The organism is Roseateles microcysteis (assembly GCF_036880965.1).
In the GTDB taxonomy this organism is placed as follows: domain Bacteria; phylum Pseudomonadota; class Gammaproteobacteria; order Burkholderiales; family Burkholderiaceae_C; genus JAUASW01.
Genome location: NZ_JBAJMV010000005.1, coordinates 365,470 through 382,797, shown reverse-complemented (window position 1 = coordinate 382,797; position 17,328 = coordinate 365,470). Strand labels below are relative to the sequence as shown.

The 17,328-nt window shown below is 66.1% G+C and carries 12 protein-coding genes and 1 tRNA gene; 9 read left to right on the top strand and 4 right to left on the bottom strand.

Going from position 1 to position 17,328, the window contains the following annotated elements; genetic code table 11:
* Positions 1 to 9: 9 nt before the first annotated feature.
* Complete coding sequence (locus V3596_RS16040) at positions 10 to 2,445, bottom strand: putative bifunctional diguanylate cyclase/phosphodiesterase (protein WP_334278795.1); 2,436 nt, start codon at positions 2,443 to 2,445, stop codon at positions 10 to 12.
* 247 nt (positions 2,446 to 2,692) lie between these two features.
* Here V3596_RS16040 and V3596_RS16035 point away from each other — a divergent pair, with 247 nt between their 5' ends.
* The 7 genes from V3596_RS16035 to V3596_RS16005 all read left to right on the top strand — a co-directional run bounded on the left by V3596_RS16035 (position 2,693) and on the right by V3596_RS16005 (position 12,007).
* Positions 2,693 to 3,877 carry a vWA domain-containing protein gene (locus V3596_RS16035; protein ID WP_334278794.1) on the top strand — a complete coding sequence of 395 codons (1,185 nt, stop codon included), beginning with the start codon at positions 2,693 to 2,695 and terminating at the stop codon, positions 3,875 to 3,877.
* Entirely contained in the window at positions 3,874 to 5,685 is a 1,812-nt protein-coding gene (locus V3596_RS16030) for an autotransporter assembly complex protein TamA (protein WP_334278793.1), read from the top strand. Before V3596_RS16035 ends, V3596_RS16030 begins: the two co-directional genes overlap by 4 nt.
* Complete coding sequence (locus V3596_RS16025; protein ID WP_334278792.1) at positions 5,682 to 9,695, top strand: translocation/assembly module TamB domain-containing protein; 4,014 nt, start codon at positions 5,682 to 5,684, stop codon at positions 9,693 to 9,695. The genes V3596_RS16030 and V3596_RS16025 overlap by 4 nt, the downstream gene beginning before the upstream one ends.
* Positions 9,696 to 9,896: 201 nt before the next feature.
* The gene (locus V3596_RS16020) at positions 9,897 to 10,469 is read left to right on the top strand and encodes a PEP-CTERM sorting domain-containing protein (protein WP_334278791.1); all 573 of its coding nucleotides are present in this window, start codon (positions 9,897 to 9,899) and stop codon (positions 10,467 to 10,469) included.
* 689 nt (positions 10,470 to 11,158) lie between these two features.
* Positions 11,159 to 11,569, top strand: coding sequence for a PRC-barrel domain-containing protein (locus tag V3596_RS16015; protein ID WP_334278790.1), 411 nt, complete (start codon positions 11,159 to 11,161; stop codon positions 11,567 to 11,569).
* 56 nt (positions 11,570 to 11,625) lie between these two features.
* Positions 11,626 to 11,808 (top strand): CsbD family protein, encoded by a 183-nt coding sequence (locus V3596_RS16010; RefSeq protein WP_334278789.1) that lies wholly within the window; start codon positions 11,626 to 11,628, stop codon positions 11,806 to 11,808.
* 55 nt (positions 11,809 to 11,863) lie between these two features.
* Entirely contained in the window at positions 11,864 to 12,007 is a 144-nt protein-coding gene (locus V3596_RS16005) for a lmo0937 family membrane protein (protein ID WP_334278788.1), read from the top strand.
* A 317-nt stretch (positions 12,008 to 12,324) separates the two neighbouring features.
* Here V3596_RS16005 and V3596_RS16000 read toward each other — a convergent pair whose 3' ends face one another.
* The 3 genes from V3596_RS16000 to V3596_RS15990 form a co-directional block, all read right to left on the bottom strand.
* Entirely contained in the window at positions 12,325 to 12,498 is a 174-nt protein-coding gene (locus V3596_RS16000; protein ID WP_334278787.1) for a hypothetical protein, read from the bottom strand.
* A 169-nt stretch (positions 12,499 to 12,667) separates the two neighbouring features.
* A tRNA-Arg gene (locus tag V3596_RS15995) sits at positions 12,668 to 12,742 on the bottom strand.
* 32 nt (positions 12,743 to 12,774) lie between these two features.
* The gene (locus V3596_RS15990; RefSeq protein WP_334278786.1) at positions 12,775 to 14,418 is read right to left on the bottom strand and encodes an ABC transporter permease; all 1,644 of its coding nucleotides are present in this window, start codon (positions 14,416 to 14,418) and stop codon (positions 12,775 to 12,777) included.
* Between the two features lie 93 nt (positions 14,419 to 14,511).
* Between V3596_RS15990 and V3596_RS15985 the strand changes: the two genes are divergently transcribed.
* Together V3596_RS15985 and V3596_RS15980 are read left to right on the top strand one after the other, a co-directional pair.
* The gene (locus tag V3596_RS15985) at positions 14,512 to 15,603 is read left to right on the top strand and encodes an ABC transporter ATP-binding protein (RefSeq protein WP_334278785.1); all 1,092 of its coding nucleotides are present in this window, start codon (positions 14,512 to 14,514) and stop codon (positions 15,601 to 15,603) included.
* Positions 15,604 to 15,814: 211 nt separating this feature from the next.
* A complete protein-coding gene (locus V3596_RS15980; RefSeq protein ID WP_334278784.1) occupies positions 15,815 to 17,248 on the top strand; it encodes a S41 family peptidase in 1,434 nt (477 codons plus the stop codon).
* The last annotated feature ends 80 nt before the right edge of the window (positions 17,249 to 17,328 follow it).

Here is a 17,328-nt window from a genome sequence, read left to right as displayed (position 1 = left end):
TTTGCAAGATCAGGCCGGGTCGAGAGGTGCCAACTCCGCCTCGCTGGGCATGCGTCCCTGCTGCATCAGTGCCTGCCAATGCCCGGGCAGCTCGGGGCGGCCAAACAGATAGCCCTGCAGACCATGGACGCCGAGCGCCTGCAGGAAGCTCATCTGCGAGCCCGACTCGACACCCTCGGCCACCACGCGCAGATGCAGGCTGTGCGCCAGCGACACGACCGAACGCACGACCCGTTCGCGGCGCAGATCGCCAGGCAGCTGATGCAGGAAGGAGCGATCGATCTTCAGCACGTCGATGGGCAGATCGACCAGCTTGGCCAGCGAGGAATAGCCGGTGCCGAAATCGTCGATGGCGATCGTGAATCCCGCCTCGTGCAGACGCTGCAGTTGCTGCAGCGCCTGTGCGGGCTGCCGGGTCAGCGCCGATTCGGTCACTTCCAGTTCCAGCTGCGTGGCCTTCACGCCATGGCGCGCCAGTGCACCGGTCAGCATCTCGAACAAGTCGCGCCGCTCGAGGTCATGCGCCGACAGATTGACGGCCACATGGGCCCGTGCCGCGTTGCCGCCCCGCGCTTGCCAAAGGGCCAGTTGCGCGCAGGCGGCCTCGGCCACCCAATCGGTGATGCCACCAATGAGGCCGCAAGCCTCCGCCACCGGAATGAACTCGGCCGGCGGTACCGGGCCCAGCGCCGGGCTGGTCCAGCGCAGCAGCGCCTCGAAGCCCAGCAGGCTGCCGTCGGGCCGCAGCTTGGGCTGGTAGAGCAGGTGCAACTGGCCGCCGCTGAGCGCCTGAGGCAGTTCGGCTTCGATCGCCATGCCGCGCTGCACGGCCAGCGCGGTGGTGGCGTCAAACACACCGAAGCCGTGGAACTCCTGGCGCCAGCGAGCGTCCTGGCCCATGTCGAGCGCGAGTTCGCAGCAGCGCAGCAACTCCGCCCCGTCAATCGGCCCGGCCTGACGGCTCAGCAGCTCCCGCACGGCGACCAGGCCGAAGACCAGGTCCAGCACCACCGGCTGCATGGCCGCCATCGCCTGGACAGGCAAGGCGGCGCAAAGGCGGCGCATCTGTGTGAGCATCTCGCTCGCGTCCTCGCAGACCGGCATCTGCAGCGCGATCACCGAGCCTCGCACGCGGGCCACCTCGGCACCGGCGGGCAGGCTGGCCAGTAAATCACGCACAAAGGACTTCAGGAGATCATCGCAGGCGCTCACGCCATAGCGCGCGTTGAGCTGGCGCAGGTTGTTGATGCGCAGTGTCAGGAGCGCCACCGCGGGTCCGGCCGGCCCTTGCGCGCAAAGGGCATCGAGCTGGCGGATGCAACGGCTTCGATTGGGCAGCCCGGTCAGCGCATCGTGCCAGGTGGCCCGAGCCTCGCGGAGCACCGATTCGGCCAGGTGGGCCTGCACCCGGCGCAGCTCGGTCACGTCGTCAAAGCCGTAGGCCTGCAAGCGCCGGCCGATGCTGTGTGCGGAGCGCAACTCGACCTCGCATCGCCCGTGGCCCGCATCCAGCCACCAGCGCAGGCCCGCCTCCGGCCGCCAGGCACGTGCCTCGCCGGCCGGTGCATTCAGCAGGTCTTGCAGGCTCAACCCCCGCAGCGCGTTCTCGTCATCGACCCCGCACAGCAGCAGGAAGGGCTTGTTGGCACGCAGCACCTCGTCATCGGGGCCGCAGACCAGCGTGGGCGCGCTGCCGGCCTGGAAGACCTGCTCGCTGAGTTGGCGCGAGGTGCGCAGACGCTCCTGGATCTTGCCCATGCCATCGACCATGCGGAACACCGCCAGCGGCATGCACAGGTTGAAGAACATGAACAGGGCCGTATGCACATAGAACAAGGACTGCGGCAGACGCACTTCCTGCTGCGGAAGCTGGGGCGCGTTGAAGCCCGATATCGCAAGCAGATAGAACAGCGAATTGAAGGCCATCAAGCCCAGGCCGAGACGCCAGTTGACCAGCAAGCCGGCGACCAGCGGGCTGGTGTAGCTGAGCACATAGCCCAGGCGCGACAACTCTGGCTGCGTGCCGGTCGAGATGGTGATCGCAAGGGCGGCGGCATACACCGCCGCCAGCAACAGCAACGCGCCCGCACGCCCCGGGCGCTTGGCCTGCTTGATCGCAGCGCCCAGCAGCGTCAGCACCACCAGCACGATCACCACGGCCCAGGGCTTGCCTCGAATCAGGGCCATCGCCGCCGTGTGCAGGCCCACCACCCCGGCGAGCACCACGCAGGCCAGCAGCGTCACCCGCAACGCGCTGAGCTGGATGTCCGCCGTGGTCATCGCACTGCCGCTGGGCCGCGCATCCGGCCGCTCCCAGGTACGGCTGGCTGGCCAGCGTGTACGGGCGCCCGAGGCGCCAATCGCAGCCCCCGCATTGACATCTTCCGGCTCGGCAAGAACCCAGGCACGCAAACGGGACAACAGCAAAGTCAGCAGATGGGTCATGGGGGCTTGGGCAGAGGTGCCGCGCGTCGGCGCGCTCAGACACCGGCCAGGGGCGAGTGGGTCAAATATATCAATGAAATACGGGCCCGCTAACCCCTGAGCTGGGTGGCGCATTGGCGGCGCGATGAATCAGTCAATGCCCTGCGCACTTCGCAAGAAAAGGCAACTGCGGCACTGCCATGGCCGGGCTCTGCATAATCGGCACATCGCCGACGCGGCCCCGTGGGTCGCAAGCCAGAACCGCCTCATGCTGATCCCCTTCTTCTTCACGCTGCGCGCCGCCAAGCTGCCGGTCTCGGTCAAGGAATACCTGACCCTGATCGAAGCGCTGAAGAAGGGCGTGATCGGCGGCGACGAGGGCTGCCCTTCGGTCGATGATTTCTATTTCCTCGCCCGCACCTGCCTGGTCAAGGACGAGGCGCATTTCGACCGCTTCGACCGCGCCTTCTCCGCCTACTTCAAGGGCGTGGAGCTGCTGACCGACTTCTCCAAGGACTTGCCGGCCGAATGGCTGAAGCAGCACCTGGAGCTGAACCTCACGCCCGAGCAGAAGGCCGCCATCGAGAAGATGGGCTGGGACGAGCTGATGGAGACGCTTAAAAAGCGTCTCGAAGAGCAGCAGGAGCGCCACGAAGGCGGCAACCGCTGGATAGGCACGGGCGGCACCAGCCCCTTCGGCAACAGCGGCTACAACCCGCAGGGCATCCGTATCGGCGGCAAGGGTGGCAACAAGAGCGCCGTGAAGGTCTGGGACCAGCGCAGCTACAAGGACTACGACGACCAGCTGGAGCTGGGCACCCGCAACATCAAGGTGGCCTTGCGCCGCCTGCGGCGCTTTGCCCGCGAAGGCTCGGAGCTCGAGCTCGACCTGGACGACACCATCCACAAGACCGCGGCCAATGCCGGCATGCTGGACATCCGCATGATCCCGGAGCGGCACAACAAGGTGAAGGTGCTGCTCTTGATGGACGTGGGCGGCACGATGGACGAGCACATCCATCGCGTCGAGGAGCTGTTCTCGGCCGTCAAGAGCGAGTTCAAGCACCTGGAGTTCTATTACTTCCACAACTGCGTCTACGACTTCGTCTGGAAGAACAACCGCCGCCGCTTCGCCGAGAAGTTCCCGACCTGGGACATCATTCGCAAGTACAACCGTGACTACAAGCTGATCTTCGTCGGCGATGCGACCATGAGCCCCTACGAAATCCTGCAGGCCGGAGGCAGCGTGGAATACAACAACGAGGAAGCCGGCGCCGAATGGCTGCAGCGCCTCACGCATGCCTTCCCCAAGTACGCCTGGATCAACCCGGAGCCGCAGGGCGTGTGGCAGTACCGCCAGAGCATCGCCCTCGTGCAGCAACTGATGCACCAGCGCATGTTTCCGCTCACGCTGACCGGCCTGGAAGGGGCCATGCGTTTGCTGTCCAAATGACGGGACTGCGCCTGCTCTGCGCCGCACTGGCTCTCGGTCTCGGCGGCTGCGCCCTCTTGCGCAGCGAAGCCGATACCAGGCCTGCGGCCAAGGCCGAAGCGGCCCCTCTCGTCCAGGCCTACGAGCTGCAGATCGAAGCGCCGGCCGCCAATCTGCGCGAACTTCTGGAAGAACACCTGGACCTGGCCCGCTTCCAGCGCACGCCCGAGGCCGAACGGCCCAGCAGCGTTGAGCTGGACCGACTGCGCCTGCTGGCGCCGGCCCAGGCCAGGTCGCTGCTGGAAACGGCCGGCTACTTCGACGCCCAGGTCGAGGCCCTGCTTGAGGCCAGAGACAGCAGCAAGCCGCTGATACGCATCAAGGTCACCCCTGGCGCGCCCAGCCGCGTGCGCCACCTGACCTGGTCCTTCCAGGGCGAGATCGCTGCGGCTGCCGGCGCTCCCTTGCGCGAGGCCTTGCAGTCGAACTGGCCGCTCGAGGCCGAGTACCGCTTCACGCAAACGCGCTGGTCCACCGCCAAGAGTGAAGCCCTGGTGCGCGCTCGCGCCCAGGGCTATCCGCTGGCGCGCTGGGCCACGACCGAGGCCCAGGTCCACACCGCCGAACAGGCGGTGGACCTGGATCTCAAGCTCGACAGCGGCCCCCTCTTCCACCTCGGCGAGCTGCGCGTCGAGGGCCTGGAGTTCTATCCGGCCGAGGCCGTGACACGGCTGGCCGGTTTCGCGCCCGGCCAGGCCTACAGCGAGAAAGCGCTGCTGGAGTTCCAGGAGCGGCTGCAGAAGACCCAGCTGTTCGATGCGGTGGCCGTGGACATTCAGCGCGATGCCGAACTCGCGGCCGCCGCGCCGGTGCTGATCAAGCTGCGCGAGTCGCCACGTCAGCAGGCCACGACCGGCATCGGCTACCACGCCAACACCGGCCAGCGTGTCACGCTGGAGCATCTGCACCGCCAGCCTTTCGGCCTCCCGGTGCGCGCCCGCACCAAGCTCGACCTGGGCCGCGACCTGCGCGCGGCGGACATGGAGGTCTCGTCCTACCCACAGCCCGATATGCAGCGCAACCTGGCGGCGATGCGGGCCGCGCAAGACCGCTCGGGCGACAGGATCGTCAACAGCCTGAGCCTGCGCCTGGGGCGTTTGCGCGAGACCACCGATGACGAGCGCCTGGTCTTCATCGACGCCACGCGGGCCCGCGAAACCTCGGCGCTGGGCGAGATTCGCAGCGGCGCCTTCTCGGTGAATGGCAACTGGACGCGGCGGCGCGTCGACAACATCCTCCTGCCCAGCGACGGCCACACCGCCCGGCTTGAACTCGGCATTGGCCGTGCCGACAGCAGCGTGGCCCAGAACGGGCCTTTCGGCCGCTCGCTGCTGAAGCTGGCCTGGTACAAGCCGCTGGGCAATTGGTACGCCAATGCGCGCACCGAACTGGGCCAGGTCTTCGCCGCCGATTCGGTCGGCCTGCCCGAGACCTTGCTGTTCCGGGCCGGTGGCGATGAGTCGGTGCGCGGCTATGCATATCACGACCTCGGCCCGATCAAGAACGGCCTGGCCGTGGGCGGGCGTTCGCTCTGGACCGGTAGCGTCGAAGTGGCCCGCCCCGTCAGCGAAGACCTGCCCAGCGTCTGGGGTGCGGTGTTTGTCGATGCGGGCCAGGCAGCGGAGCGCTTCGGCGACTTGAAGCCCGTTGTGGGCTGGGGTGCTGGCGTGCGTTGGCGCAGCCCGGTGGGGCCCCTGCGACTGGATCTCGCGCGCGGCCAGGCCACCGGCCGTTGGCGGCTCCACTTCAGCGTTGGGATTGCGCTATGAAGTTGAGCCGCCGCCTGCGTTGGCTGCTGGGCATCAGCCTGGCGATACCCGCGCTGCTGATCGCCGTACTGCTGGGCGGCTACGGCTTGATCAGCACCGAAAGCGGAAGCGCCTGGTTGCTCGCACGCGTGCCCGGCGTGCAGTTGCTGGCCGCGCAGGGCAGCTTGCTGGGCGGCTTCTCGGCGCGCCATCTGCGCATCGAGCTGCCCGGCGGCGACAGCCTGGCGCTGGAGAACCTGCGCTGGCAAGGCCTGAGCCTCGGCTGGCGTGCGCCCCACCTGCAGATTGCCAGCCTGGCAGCGGATCGCGCGGTCTACCTCGGCGCACCCAAGCCGCAGGCCAAGCCTCTGCAAGCCCCGCTCGATCTGCGCCTACCGCTGCAGGCAGACATCGCCAAGCTGGAAATCGGCGAGCTGGTGTTGCCCGGCCTGGAGAAGCAGCCGCTGCGCCAGATCAGCATGGCCCTGAGCCTGGGCAGTCAACACCGAGTGAAGCTCGAACGCCTGCAATGGGACCGGCTGCAGGCGCAAGGCGAGCTGCAGATTGGCGCCGACGCGCCCATGCCGCTGCAAGCCAGCCTCGTCGTGCAGGACGATGGCAAGGCAGGCCGGCCGTGGGATGCCAAGCTGCAACTGGGCGGCACGCTGGCCTCCATCGACGCGCGGCTGAGCTTGCAGGCCGAACGCCAGTCGCTGCAGGCACAGGCCAGGGTGCTGCCCTTCGAGCCCTGGCCGCTCGCGTCGCTGCAAGCCCAGGTCGAGCGCCTTGACCTGCAGGCGCTCTACAGTCAGGCGCCGCGCAGCTCGCTGACCGGCCAGGCGGAACTCAAGTCCAGCGGCTGGAAGCAGCCGGCCCAGTTGCAGCTCAAGCTGGCCAATGGATCGAGCGGCCGATGGGATCGCGGGCAATTGCCGATCCGCACGCTGCAGGCGAGCCTGCAGGCATCTCCCGATCATCCCGAGCAATTGCTCTTGCAGTCGCTGGACCTGGAGCTTGGCAACGGGCAGACAGCCGCCGGCCGCATCAGCGCCCAAGGCAGCCATGGGAGCGATGGCAAATGGCAGGTCGAAACGCGCATCCGCGAGCTGCGCAGTGCCGAGCTGGACAGCCGGCTCGCGGCGCTGCGCTGGACCGGCACGGTGCATGCGCAAGGCCGCGGGCTCGATGCGCCGCTGAAGCTGCAGGCGGATCTGGAAGGCCGCTTCGAGGCCGGCAACAAGGCACCGCTGCAGCTGCGCCTGACGGCCGAAGGCAATCGCCAGCAAGTCCACCTGGCCGAGCTGCTCCTGCAGGCCGGCGCTTCGCAGCTGCAAGCCCAGGGCGACATCACGCTCAATGACAACTGGCGTGCCAAGGGCAGCGCCAGGCTGCAGGCTTTCGACCCTCGCCTGCTCTGGGCCGGCGAGGCGGGCTCGGTCTGGCAACGGGCCGAGCATGGCCTGAACGCCGAGGCGCAGGTCGACCTGCAAGCAGCACCCGCCAGGCAGCGCTGGCCCATTGGGAACGCCAGGCTTCAGTTGCTGCCCAGCCGCCTGCAAGGTCAGCCGTTGCAGGGCCAGGCCGACTATCAAGCCACAGCCGGCACCGCGCCGCACTTGCAGGCCAGCGTCGCCAGCGGCGAGAACAGGCTGCATCTGGGGGCCCAGCCCGCCGCAGCGCAACTCGACATCCAGGCCCGGAAGCTGGCCGCTTTCGCGCCGCTCCTGAGCCTGTGGCGGCCCCAAGCCAGCTTGAGCGGCAGCCTGCAGGGCAAGGTCACGGTGCCGCTCGATGCTGCACTGCAGCCCACCGCCGTGAGCGGCGAGCTGCAGGGGCGCGATCTTGTCTGGTCTGGCAGCAGGAATTCCGCTGACGAATGGCACATCGCCAAGCTCAGTTTGAACGGTCAAGCCGGCAACACGCTGGAAGCGCCGCTTGGCCTGCAAGTGCTGCTGGAAGGCGCAGGCCAAGGCGCCGGCAACAAGCTGGGCCGTGGCCTGCTGGACATCAAAGGAAGCTGGGCGAGCCATCAGGCCAAGCTGGAAATTGACGCGCAGCTGGCGCTGACGACGACTCTGCAATCCCTGCTCGGCGAGAACGGGTCGCTAGCAGCGAAATTACGCACCTCACTGCAAGCCGGCTTCGACGCCCTGCCGCAAATTGGCCGCGAGCAGCCGCTGCGCTGGCGAGGCTCGTTCAGCGAGCTGGTCTTGCGCCCGGCGCGCAGCGAGCAGCCAGCCTGGATTTCCAGCAGCGGCGCCCTTGGCTTCGACCTCGCCTTTGATCGCGGCCTGAGCGCTGGCCTGAGCGCGGCGAACCTTCAGCCTGGCCGCATCGAGGCCGGCGGCGCGTCGCTGAGCTGGCGCCAGAGTCAATGGCAAGCGGCTCGCCAGAACACGGAGCCGAGCCTCTTGAACGCCGAGATTCATCTCGAGCCGCTGGCGGTTGCGCCGTTCCTCAAGCGCTGGCAGCCCGAGTTCGGCTGGGGCGGCGACCTGGTCGTCGGTGGCCAGATCAAGCTCAAGACCACGCCGCGGGTCGAAATCGACATCGAGCTCTTGCGCGAGCGCGGCGACCTGAGCGTGACCGATGAGCGCGGCCCTCAGCAGCTCGGCCTCAGCGCCTTGCGCGTTGCGCTGCAGGCCCGCGATGGCCAATGGCAACTGAACCAGGCCTTCGGCGGCAGCAGCGTCGGCCTGCTCGGCGCTTCCGTCAACTTGCAGGCAAATCCGCTGGCACTGTGGCCCGGCCCGCAGTCAAGGCTTGAAGGCATGGTGCAGGCCAATGTGGCCAACGTCGGACTATGGGGGCGCTGGGTGCCGCCGGGCTGGCGCATTGGCGGTGCGCTGACGGCAGGCATGACCATGTCGGGCACGCTGGGCGCGCCGCAGTTCGTCGGCCAGGCGGAGGGCCAGAAGCTCTCGCTGCGCAATCCGCTGCTGGGTGTGGACGTGCGCGATGCCGAGTTCCTGCTGAAGCTGGCGGGCGAGCGCGCGGAGCTGGTGCATTTGCGCGCCCGCGGCCCCGAAGGTTCGATGAGTGCCAGCGGCCACGCCACCCTGGGCGAGAAGCCGCAAGCGCAGCTGCAGGTCAAGGCCGAGGGGCTGACGCTCCTGAACCGCGTGGACCGTCGTGCCCAGATCACCGGTGAAGCACAGCTTGCCCTGGCCGAGCAATCGCTGGAGCTGGACGGCCGCATCAAGGTCGACAGCGCGTTGTTCGATTTCTCGCGCGGCGATGCACCGAGCCTCGATGCCGATGTGCAGGTGATCCGGCCTCAGCAAGCCGCCAGCGCAACAGCCGCCAGCACGCCGGCCAAGCCGCGCAGGGTCCGCGTCGACCTCGCATTGGATGCTGGCGACAAGCTGCAGATACGCGGCCGCGGCTTCGAGAGCCGCCTGGCCGGCGAGTTGAAGCTCGCTCAGCGAGACGCAAGCACGCGCCTCACCGGCAGCCTGCGCACCATCGGCGGCACCTATGCCGCCTACGGCCAGAAGCTGGAAATCGACAAGGGCGAGCTGATCTTCGTCGGCCCCTACGACAACCCGCGCCTGGATGTGCTGGCGCTGCGACCCAACACCGATGTCTCGGTTGGCGTGGCGGTGACCGGCACCGCGCTGTCGCCGCGCATCAAGCTCTACGCCGACCCGGAGATGAGCGACACCGACAAGCTCTCCTGGCTGCTGCTCGGCCGCGCACCCGAAGGCCTGGGCCGTGCCGACACGGCGGTGCTGCAACGCGCAGCGCTGGCATTGCTGAGCGGCGAAGGCGATAGCCCCTCGGGTCGACTGATGAAAAACCTCGGCCTTGATGAACTCTCGCTGGCCCAGAACGACGAAGACGCCCGCGGCACCGTGGTGCGCCTGGGCAAGCAGCTCTCGCGCCGCTGGTATGTGGGCTATGAGCGCGGGCTCAACGCCACCACCGGCAGCTGGCAACTGGTCTATCGCATTGCCCAGCGCTTCACCTTGCGCGCACAGAGCGGCGACGAGAACGCGGTGGACCTGATCTGGCTGTGGCGCTGGCGCTGAGGCCATCCGCCACTCGTGACGGATTTCACGGCGACCCCGCAGGTGGGGGTGTCGAGGCCACTTACAAAGCTGCTGCTCCGGGCCAGCCAAGGCAAGAGCACCGTGGCGAGAGAACTCCGATGGGCATTGAGGAAAGTCCGGATTGAGCAGAGGCTGGCACAGCAATTGCTGAATGGAGGACATCCTTTTTCGGAGTTGTCCATGTTCAAAAGCAAGATTCTCGGCCTCGTTGCCGCACTGTCCCTGAGCCTGCCCGCAGTAGCCAGCCCCACCCTCGTCACCAATGGCGGCTTCGAAGGCGGCCTGACCGGCTGGACCTGCACCGGCGCCGACCTGTGCACCACTGGAGCGTACTTCGTCAAGAGTGGCGCTGCGGCAGTCTACGGCTATGACAACAGCGGCTTCGCGACCCTGTCGCAAACCATCGCAACGACCGCCGGCTCGATCTATGACTTCTCGTTCTGGTCGGCCACCAATGTGCTGACTGCCGGCAACGTGATCCGTTACCAGATCGATGGCGGCAGCATCTTCACCGTCGCCAACACGCTGTCGCCTGCGCAGACGCAGACCTTCTTCACCGCCACGGGCGCAGCCGCAACGATCAACTTCTTCTTCGAGACCGACTCGGGCACCGGCATCATCGGCTTTGATGATGTGGTCGTCAGCGACACCGGCCGCGGCAGCGCCGTTCCGGAACCCACCAGCATCGCCCTGATCGGTGCTGCCCTGCTGGGCCTGGGCGCCAGCAGCCGCAAGCGCAAGCAGAAGCAGTAAAGAAATAGAAGATGTCGGCCAGGCTTCGCGCCTGGCTGCTTCAAACCGGCCCCTGAGGCCGGTTTTTTATTGGTCTCTCCGACAGGGATAGATAGATTCAACTATTCCGTTGATTTAAATGGATTTCCGACGGCCGAATTAAGTTGCATTCCCCATCCGTTCCCCTAACCATCAAGCGCTACCGCCAGCAGGCAGGGGATCTACAGTTGAGCGGCGCTGACCGCTGCATACCTTGAAACTGACGCTCGGCCACCACGTCCCTGCGACGCTTGGGGCCCAACACCCCCGCGCTGGTCAACGGCAGCTCTGCAGAGCATTGAGCAGGCGCTATCGACCCATCGACGACACCAGCCCTGGCCAGTTGCGAGACGCGGAGCTGACGCTTACCTCCTCAACTGAAGTTGTAGATCGGAGCGCCGCAGGCGAGGCATGAGCCCGCGGCGGGGCGCTTCAAGGTACCTGAGCTCAATGACAGGAGTGAACGGCAGACTTTGGATTCGGCCTTGCTCAGCCAGCGCCGAGATTGGTGGCCGAGGTCTTCATCGCGCAGCGTTCGTTGGCGCACAGACTTTAGGCAGGGCAGGGAATAGTGTGGGCCCAGTTCGAAGCTGATTGAGCCAAGACCAGTAGGCAGCACGTCGTGCTGGCCAGTCGCCGATCAGTCCCGCCTACCGACATCAGGAGATCCCATGACATCCAGCTACGTCACACGCGACACCTACGGCATGTATGCCAACAACTCGACCGGACCCGGTCCGGCGCTGATGGGCGCCAACACCTTGCTCGGCAACGACGTCCACAACAAGGACGGCGAGAGCTTGGGCGACATCAAGGAATTCATGGTCGATATGGCTTCGGGCAAGGTTGCCTACGCAGTGCTCTCATTCGGTGGCGTGCTGGGCCTAGGAGACAAGCTGTTCGCAGTGCCCTGGGCGGCACTCGCCCTGGACACCACCAACAAGCGCTTCACGCTAAACGTCCCCAAGGACACGCTGAAGGACGCGCCGGGCTTCAACAAAGATCACTGGCCTTCGATGTCGGACGAGACATGGGCGGGCGGCCTGCACAAGTTCTACGGCACGCCCTACCGCAATGTGTGAACCGTCGCGCAGCCGGTTCGCTGCGCAGCTACCTAAATCCAACCCAAGGTGAATGTATGAACAAGGACCAAGTCAAGGGCACGCTCAAGGACGCAGCTGGCAAGGTGCAGGAGACCACCGGCAAGGTGATCGGCAGCACCGAGCAGCAACTCAAGGGCATTCGCAAGCAGGCGGTAGGTCAGACGCAAAAGGCTGTCGGCGACGTGAAGGAAGTGCTCAAGGACGCGACCCGCAAGTGACCGACGCACTGGCCAGCGGCTGCTGGCCGGTCTTCGACCCGAAGGGAGCCGAAACATGCTTGAGACCATCGCCGTCGTCCTCCTTGTCCTTTGGCTTCTGGGGCTCGTCAAGTTAACGGCGCTGGGCGGATTCATCCATCTCTTGCTGGTCGTGGCCGTCGTGCTCTTCCTGGTCCGGTTCATCGGCTCTCGTACATAAGGCAGAGTCTTCCACTGAAGGGCCCCTGACCAAGAGCTCAAACTTCAGTTTGGCTCTTCTGACCGCAGCTCTGCTGGTTCTGCCGGTCGCCCATGCCGCAACGATGTGCATAGCAGACTATGAGTCCACCAAGGTGCGCGTCAAGGCGTATTGCCAACGCTCCACCTGCCGGAGTAGTCGCAGCCGCTCAAATGACGGCCGACCCCTATGAAGTCTGCATTGCGCTGCCGCCCTCAGTTACGCTGTCATGCATCCGCGCAGTCGCCTCGGTTGCCGGGCCCGCTATAGCCTGATGACTCAGGCGGTATTCAGGGCGATCACCTGCCCCCCCTGCGCATCTTGTCCAAGTAGTCGGACAAGGATTTCATGAGCGCCTTTCGCTTCTCCATGAATTCGGCACGGTTGTATGCATCGCCCAGCGGCCCGGCCTTCACGCGGGCCATTAGTGCCTCGATTACCTGAGGATCAATGCCAGCGGTGTTCTCGACCATGAACGATTGCTTTTCGGTGTCAGGAACTGCGGTTTGTTCCCCCTGATGTTCCCCCTGCCTGCATGCGATGCAATGAGACATCGTGAGACGATGAAACAAGAAAAAGCCGCCAAGCGCTTAATTCACTTGGCGGCTATGCGACATCCAGCGACATCATGATATTTGCAAATGGTCCCTCCGACAGGAATCGAACCTGTATCTGCCGCTTAGGAGGCGGCCGTTCTATCCATTGAACTACGGAGAGAGGGAGCGGATTGTAGGGGCAGCTCCGACGGGCTACCGGCGCATGGCGCGCGACAGCAAGAGCACCGGCGCCAGGCCCACCAGCACCATGGCCAGCGAAGGCAAGGCGGCTTCGCCCAGGCGCTCGTCGCGGGCCAGCTGGTAGGCGACGACGGCAAGCGTGTCACTGTTGAAGGGGCGCAGCACCAGGGTGGCTGGCAGCTCCTTCATCACATCCACAAAGACCAGCAGGGCCGCGGCCAGCGTGGAGCGGGCAAGCAGCGGCGCATGCAGCTCGATGAACAGGCGCCAGCGCGAGGCGCCCAGCATGCGCGCGCTTTCGTCCACATGCCCGGAAATGCGCGCATAACCGGACTCGACCGACTGCAAGGCCACGCCCGAGAACCGCACCAGGTAGGCATACATCAGGCCGGCAATGCTGCCGGTCATCAATGGCGTGAGGCCCAGCTCGGGCCAGTGGATCTGCAGCCAGCCGACGGGCAGCAGAATGCCCACGGCGATCACGGCGCCAGGCACGGCATAGCCCAGGCCGACGATGCGGATCGACCAGGCCAGCCAGGGCTGGCGGCGGCCCGCACCCTGCTGCTGGCGCGCGGCATAGGCCAGCACCAGGGCCAGGCCGACAGTCAGCAGCGCGGCCAGGCCGGAGAGCTCAAGGCTGGTCAGGCTCCACTGGAAGAAGCGTTCCAGCGGAAGGCCCAGTTCGCCATGCAGGGCTTCTTCGCGCAGCAGGCCCAGCAACACGCCGACCGGCAGCACAAAGCCGATCAGGATGGGCAGCGCGCACAGCGCGAATGTGCCGGCAGCCGCCAGACCTTGCAGGCGCAAGCGGCGCGCCTCATTGGCATGCAATGCACCGCTGCGGCTGCTGGCAAAGCGCATCCGCGCCTGCGCCCGGCGCTCCAGCCACAGCAGGAGCAGCACGACGCCGAGCAGCACCGAAGCCAGCTGGGCGGCCGCCAGGCGGTCGTTCATGACCAGCCAGGCCTTGTAGACACCGGTCGTCAGCGTCGTCAGGCCGAAATAGGCGCCCACGCCGTAGTCCGCCAGGGTCTCCATCAGGGCCAGCGCCACGCCAGCGGCCAGCGCCGGCCGGGCCAGAGGCAAGGCCACCTCGCGCACCCGCCGCAAGGTGCCAGCGCCCAGCGAGCGCGCTGCCTCCATCAGGGCCACGCCGCGCTCGTTCAGTGCGGTTCGGGTCAGCAGATAGACGTAGGGATACAGGCAGAAGATGAAGAGCACGATGGCCCCCGGCATGCTGCGCACATCGGGCCACAGGGCCCCTTGCAGATTGAATGCCTTGCGCAGCCCCATTTGCAGGGCACCGCTGTACTGCAGGAAGTCTGTGTAGGCGTAGGCCGCCACATAGGCCGGCATCGCCATCGGTAGCAGCAGTGCCCACTCGAAGAAGCGGCGCAGCGGGAACTCGAACAGGCTCACGGCCGCCGCCGTTGCGCCGCCCAGCACGGCCACGCCCAGACCCACGCTCACTGCCAGGACCAGCGAGCTGCGCGCGTACTCGGGCAAGACGGTCGTGAGCTGGTGCTGCAGGATGCTGATCGCCTGGGCATCCCAGGCCAGCCACGAACCCAGCACGCCCAGCACCGGCACAGCCAGCAGCAGGCAGACCAGCGAGACCAGGGACAGCGGTGAGACGGGAAGCGAGGGACGAGGCATCGAGGCGGGGAAGGCGGACCGAAAAACTGGCCAATGGCCGTGAAGGTCCAAATGCGAACGATCCGCATTCTAGGCGCCGACGATAATGGCCCCATGTTTCTAGCTCTCGACCAAGTAGGCATCCGCTACCCGGGCACCGCTGCCAGCCGTGCCGCGGTGGATGGCGTCAGCCTGGGCCTGGCGCCCGGCAAGATCGGTGTGCTGATCGGGCCTTCGGGCTGCGGCAAGACCTCGCTCCTGCGCGCCATTGCCGGGCTGGAGAAGCTGCATGCCGGCCGCATCGCCATCGACGGCGAAACTCTGGCCGATGCCGAGACCGGTTTGCACCAGCCGCCCGAGAAGCGTCGTGTTGGCATGGTGTTCCAGGACTATGCGCTGTTCCCGCACCTGAGCGTGGCGGACAACATCGCCTTCGGCCTGCGCCACCTGAAGCGTGATGTGGCCCAGGCGCGCATTGCCGAGGTGCTCGACCTGGTCGGCCTGGCCCATGCGGCCAAGCGTGCGCCGCACCAGCTCTCAGGCGGCCAGCAGCAGCGCGTGGCGCTGGCCCGCGCACTGGCGCCCTCGCCGCGCCTGCTGCTGCTGGACGAACCTTTCTCCAGTCTGGACGTGGACCTGCGCGAGAAGCTCTCGCAGGAGCTGCGCGCCATCCTGCATGAGAGCGGCACCACCGCCCTCTTCGTCACGCATGACCAGGCCGAGGCCTTTGCCGTCGGCGACGTCGTCGGCGTGATGCACCAGGGACGGCTCGAGCAATGGGATGAGGCCTACACGGTCTACCACCGCCCGACCACGCGCTTTGTCGCCGACTTCATCGGCCATGGCGTCTTCACCTCGGCCCGCATCATCGAAGGTGCCAACGGGCCGCTGGTGCAGACGCCGATGGGCGAGCTCAGCGACGCCACCGAATGCCCGCTGCCCAGCGCCTATCCCCAGGGCGAATGCGAGCTGCTGCTGCGGGCTGACGACATCGTTCACGACGACGATGCGCCCGTGAAAGCCCGCATCGAACGCAAGATTTTCCGGGGCGCCGAGTTTCTTTACACACTGAGGCTTGCCAGCGGCGAACTGTTGCTCGCCCATGTGCCCTCGCACCACGACCATCAGCTCGGCGAATGGATTGGCATACGGGCAAGCGTGGACCATGTCGTCACTTTTCCGCGCCTGAGCAGGGCTGCAGACTAGGTCCGGATCCGGCCAAAAGTCACCCCGCAAAGAGACCGATTCTGTGTCTGCTTTGTCACTGGAATGCCCGAAATGAGGGCTTGCCCGGCCCTACACCAGCACTGGCAAATTAAGCAAGCGCCTATACTTGGGACCAGCGAGGCTCCAGGTGTGCAAACACCCCGCCAAGCCGCATCAACACTGGATTTCGTCGATAGGGATTGCTCGCATCATGGGTGCCAAACTGAAAGTCGCAGGCTGGGTTGCTTTGGGCGCCATGGCCGGCGCGCTGACCACGATGCAGCTGCAGGCGGTTGCCCGCAGCGGTACGGGTCTCTCGCCCCTGCCCCTCGAAGAGCTGCAGCAACTCGCCGCCGTCTTCGGCATGGTCAAGTCCGACTATGTAGAGCCGGTCGATGAGAAGAAGCTGATCAACGACGCGATCGCCGGCATGGTGGCGGGTCTCGATCCTCATTCGCAGTTCTTCGACAAGAAGAACTTCAAGGAATTCCGTGAAGGCACGACCGGCAAGTTCATCGGCGTCGGCATCGAGATCGGCATGGAAGACGGCCTGGTCAAGATCGTCTCCCCGATCGAAGGCTCGCCCGCCTTCCGGGCTGGCCTGAAGAGCGGCGACCTGATCAGCCGCATCGACGAAACGCCGGTCAAGGGCCTCACGATCGATCAAGCCGTCAAGAAGATGCGCGGCGAGCCGGCCACCAAGGTGCAGCTGACCATCTATCGCAAGAGCGAGAGCCGCAGCTTCCCCATCACCATCATCCGCGAGGAAATCAAGACGCAAAGCGTGCGCGCCAAGGTGGTTGAGCCCGGCTATGCCTGGCTGCGCGTCAGCCAGTTCCAGGACCGCACGATCGACGACTTCGCCAGGAAGCTCGAAGAGATCTACAAGCAGGAACCCAATCTGAAGGGCCTGGTGCTCGACCTGCGCAACGACCCGGGCGGCCTGCTCGAAGGTGCCGTTGCCTTGTCGGCCGCCTTCCTGCCCAAGGACGTGGACGTGGTCTCGACCAATGGCCAGATCTCCGAGTCGAAAGCGACCTTCAAGTCCAGCCCCGAGTACTACGTGCGCCGCGGCAGCAGCGACCCGCTGCGCAAGCTGCCAGCCGCGCTGAAGAATGTGCCGCTGGTGGTGCTGGTGAACGAAGGCTCGGCCTCGGCCAGCGAGATCGTCGCCGGTGCGCTGCAAGACCACCGCCGCGCCACCATCATGGGTGCGCAGACCTTCGGCAAGGGCTCGGTGCAGACCGTGCGCCAGCTGAGCCCTGAAACGGCACTCAAGATCACGACCGCCCGCTACTACACGCCGAGCGGCCGCTCGATCCAGGCCAAGGGCATCGTGCCCGACGTGATGCTGGACGAAACCGCAGAAGGCAATGTGTTCGCCGCCCTGCGCATGCGCGAAGCCGATCTCGAGAAGCACCTCGCCAACGGCCCCGAGGCCAAGGACGAAGCCCGCGAGAAGGCTCGCGAAGAAGCACGGGCCAAGCTGGAAGCCGAAGCCAAGAAGAACGAACTCAAGCCCCTGCCCGAATTCGGCAGCGGCGAGGACTTCCCCCTGGTCCAGGCCCTCAACAAGCTCAAGGGTCAGCCGGTGGCCGTATCCAAGACGGCCGCGGAGCGCAAGGCCGAAGCCAAGACTGAATAAGGCACGGCACGACCCAGCGGCCCTGCCGGCTGCCACCTGAAACGGCCCGCTGCGTAGCGGGCCGTTCTCTTTTGCGCTCA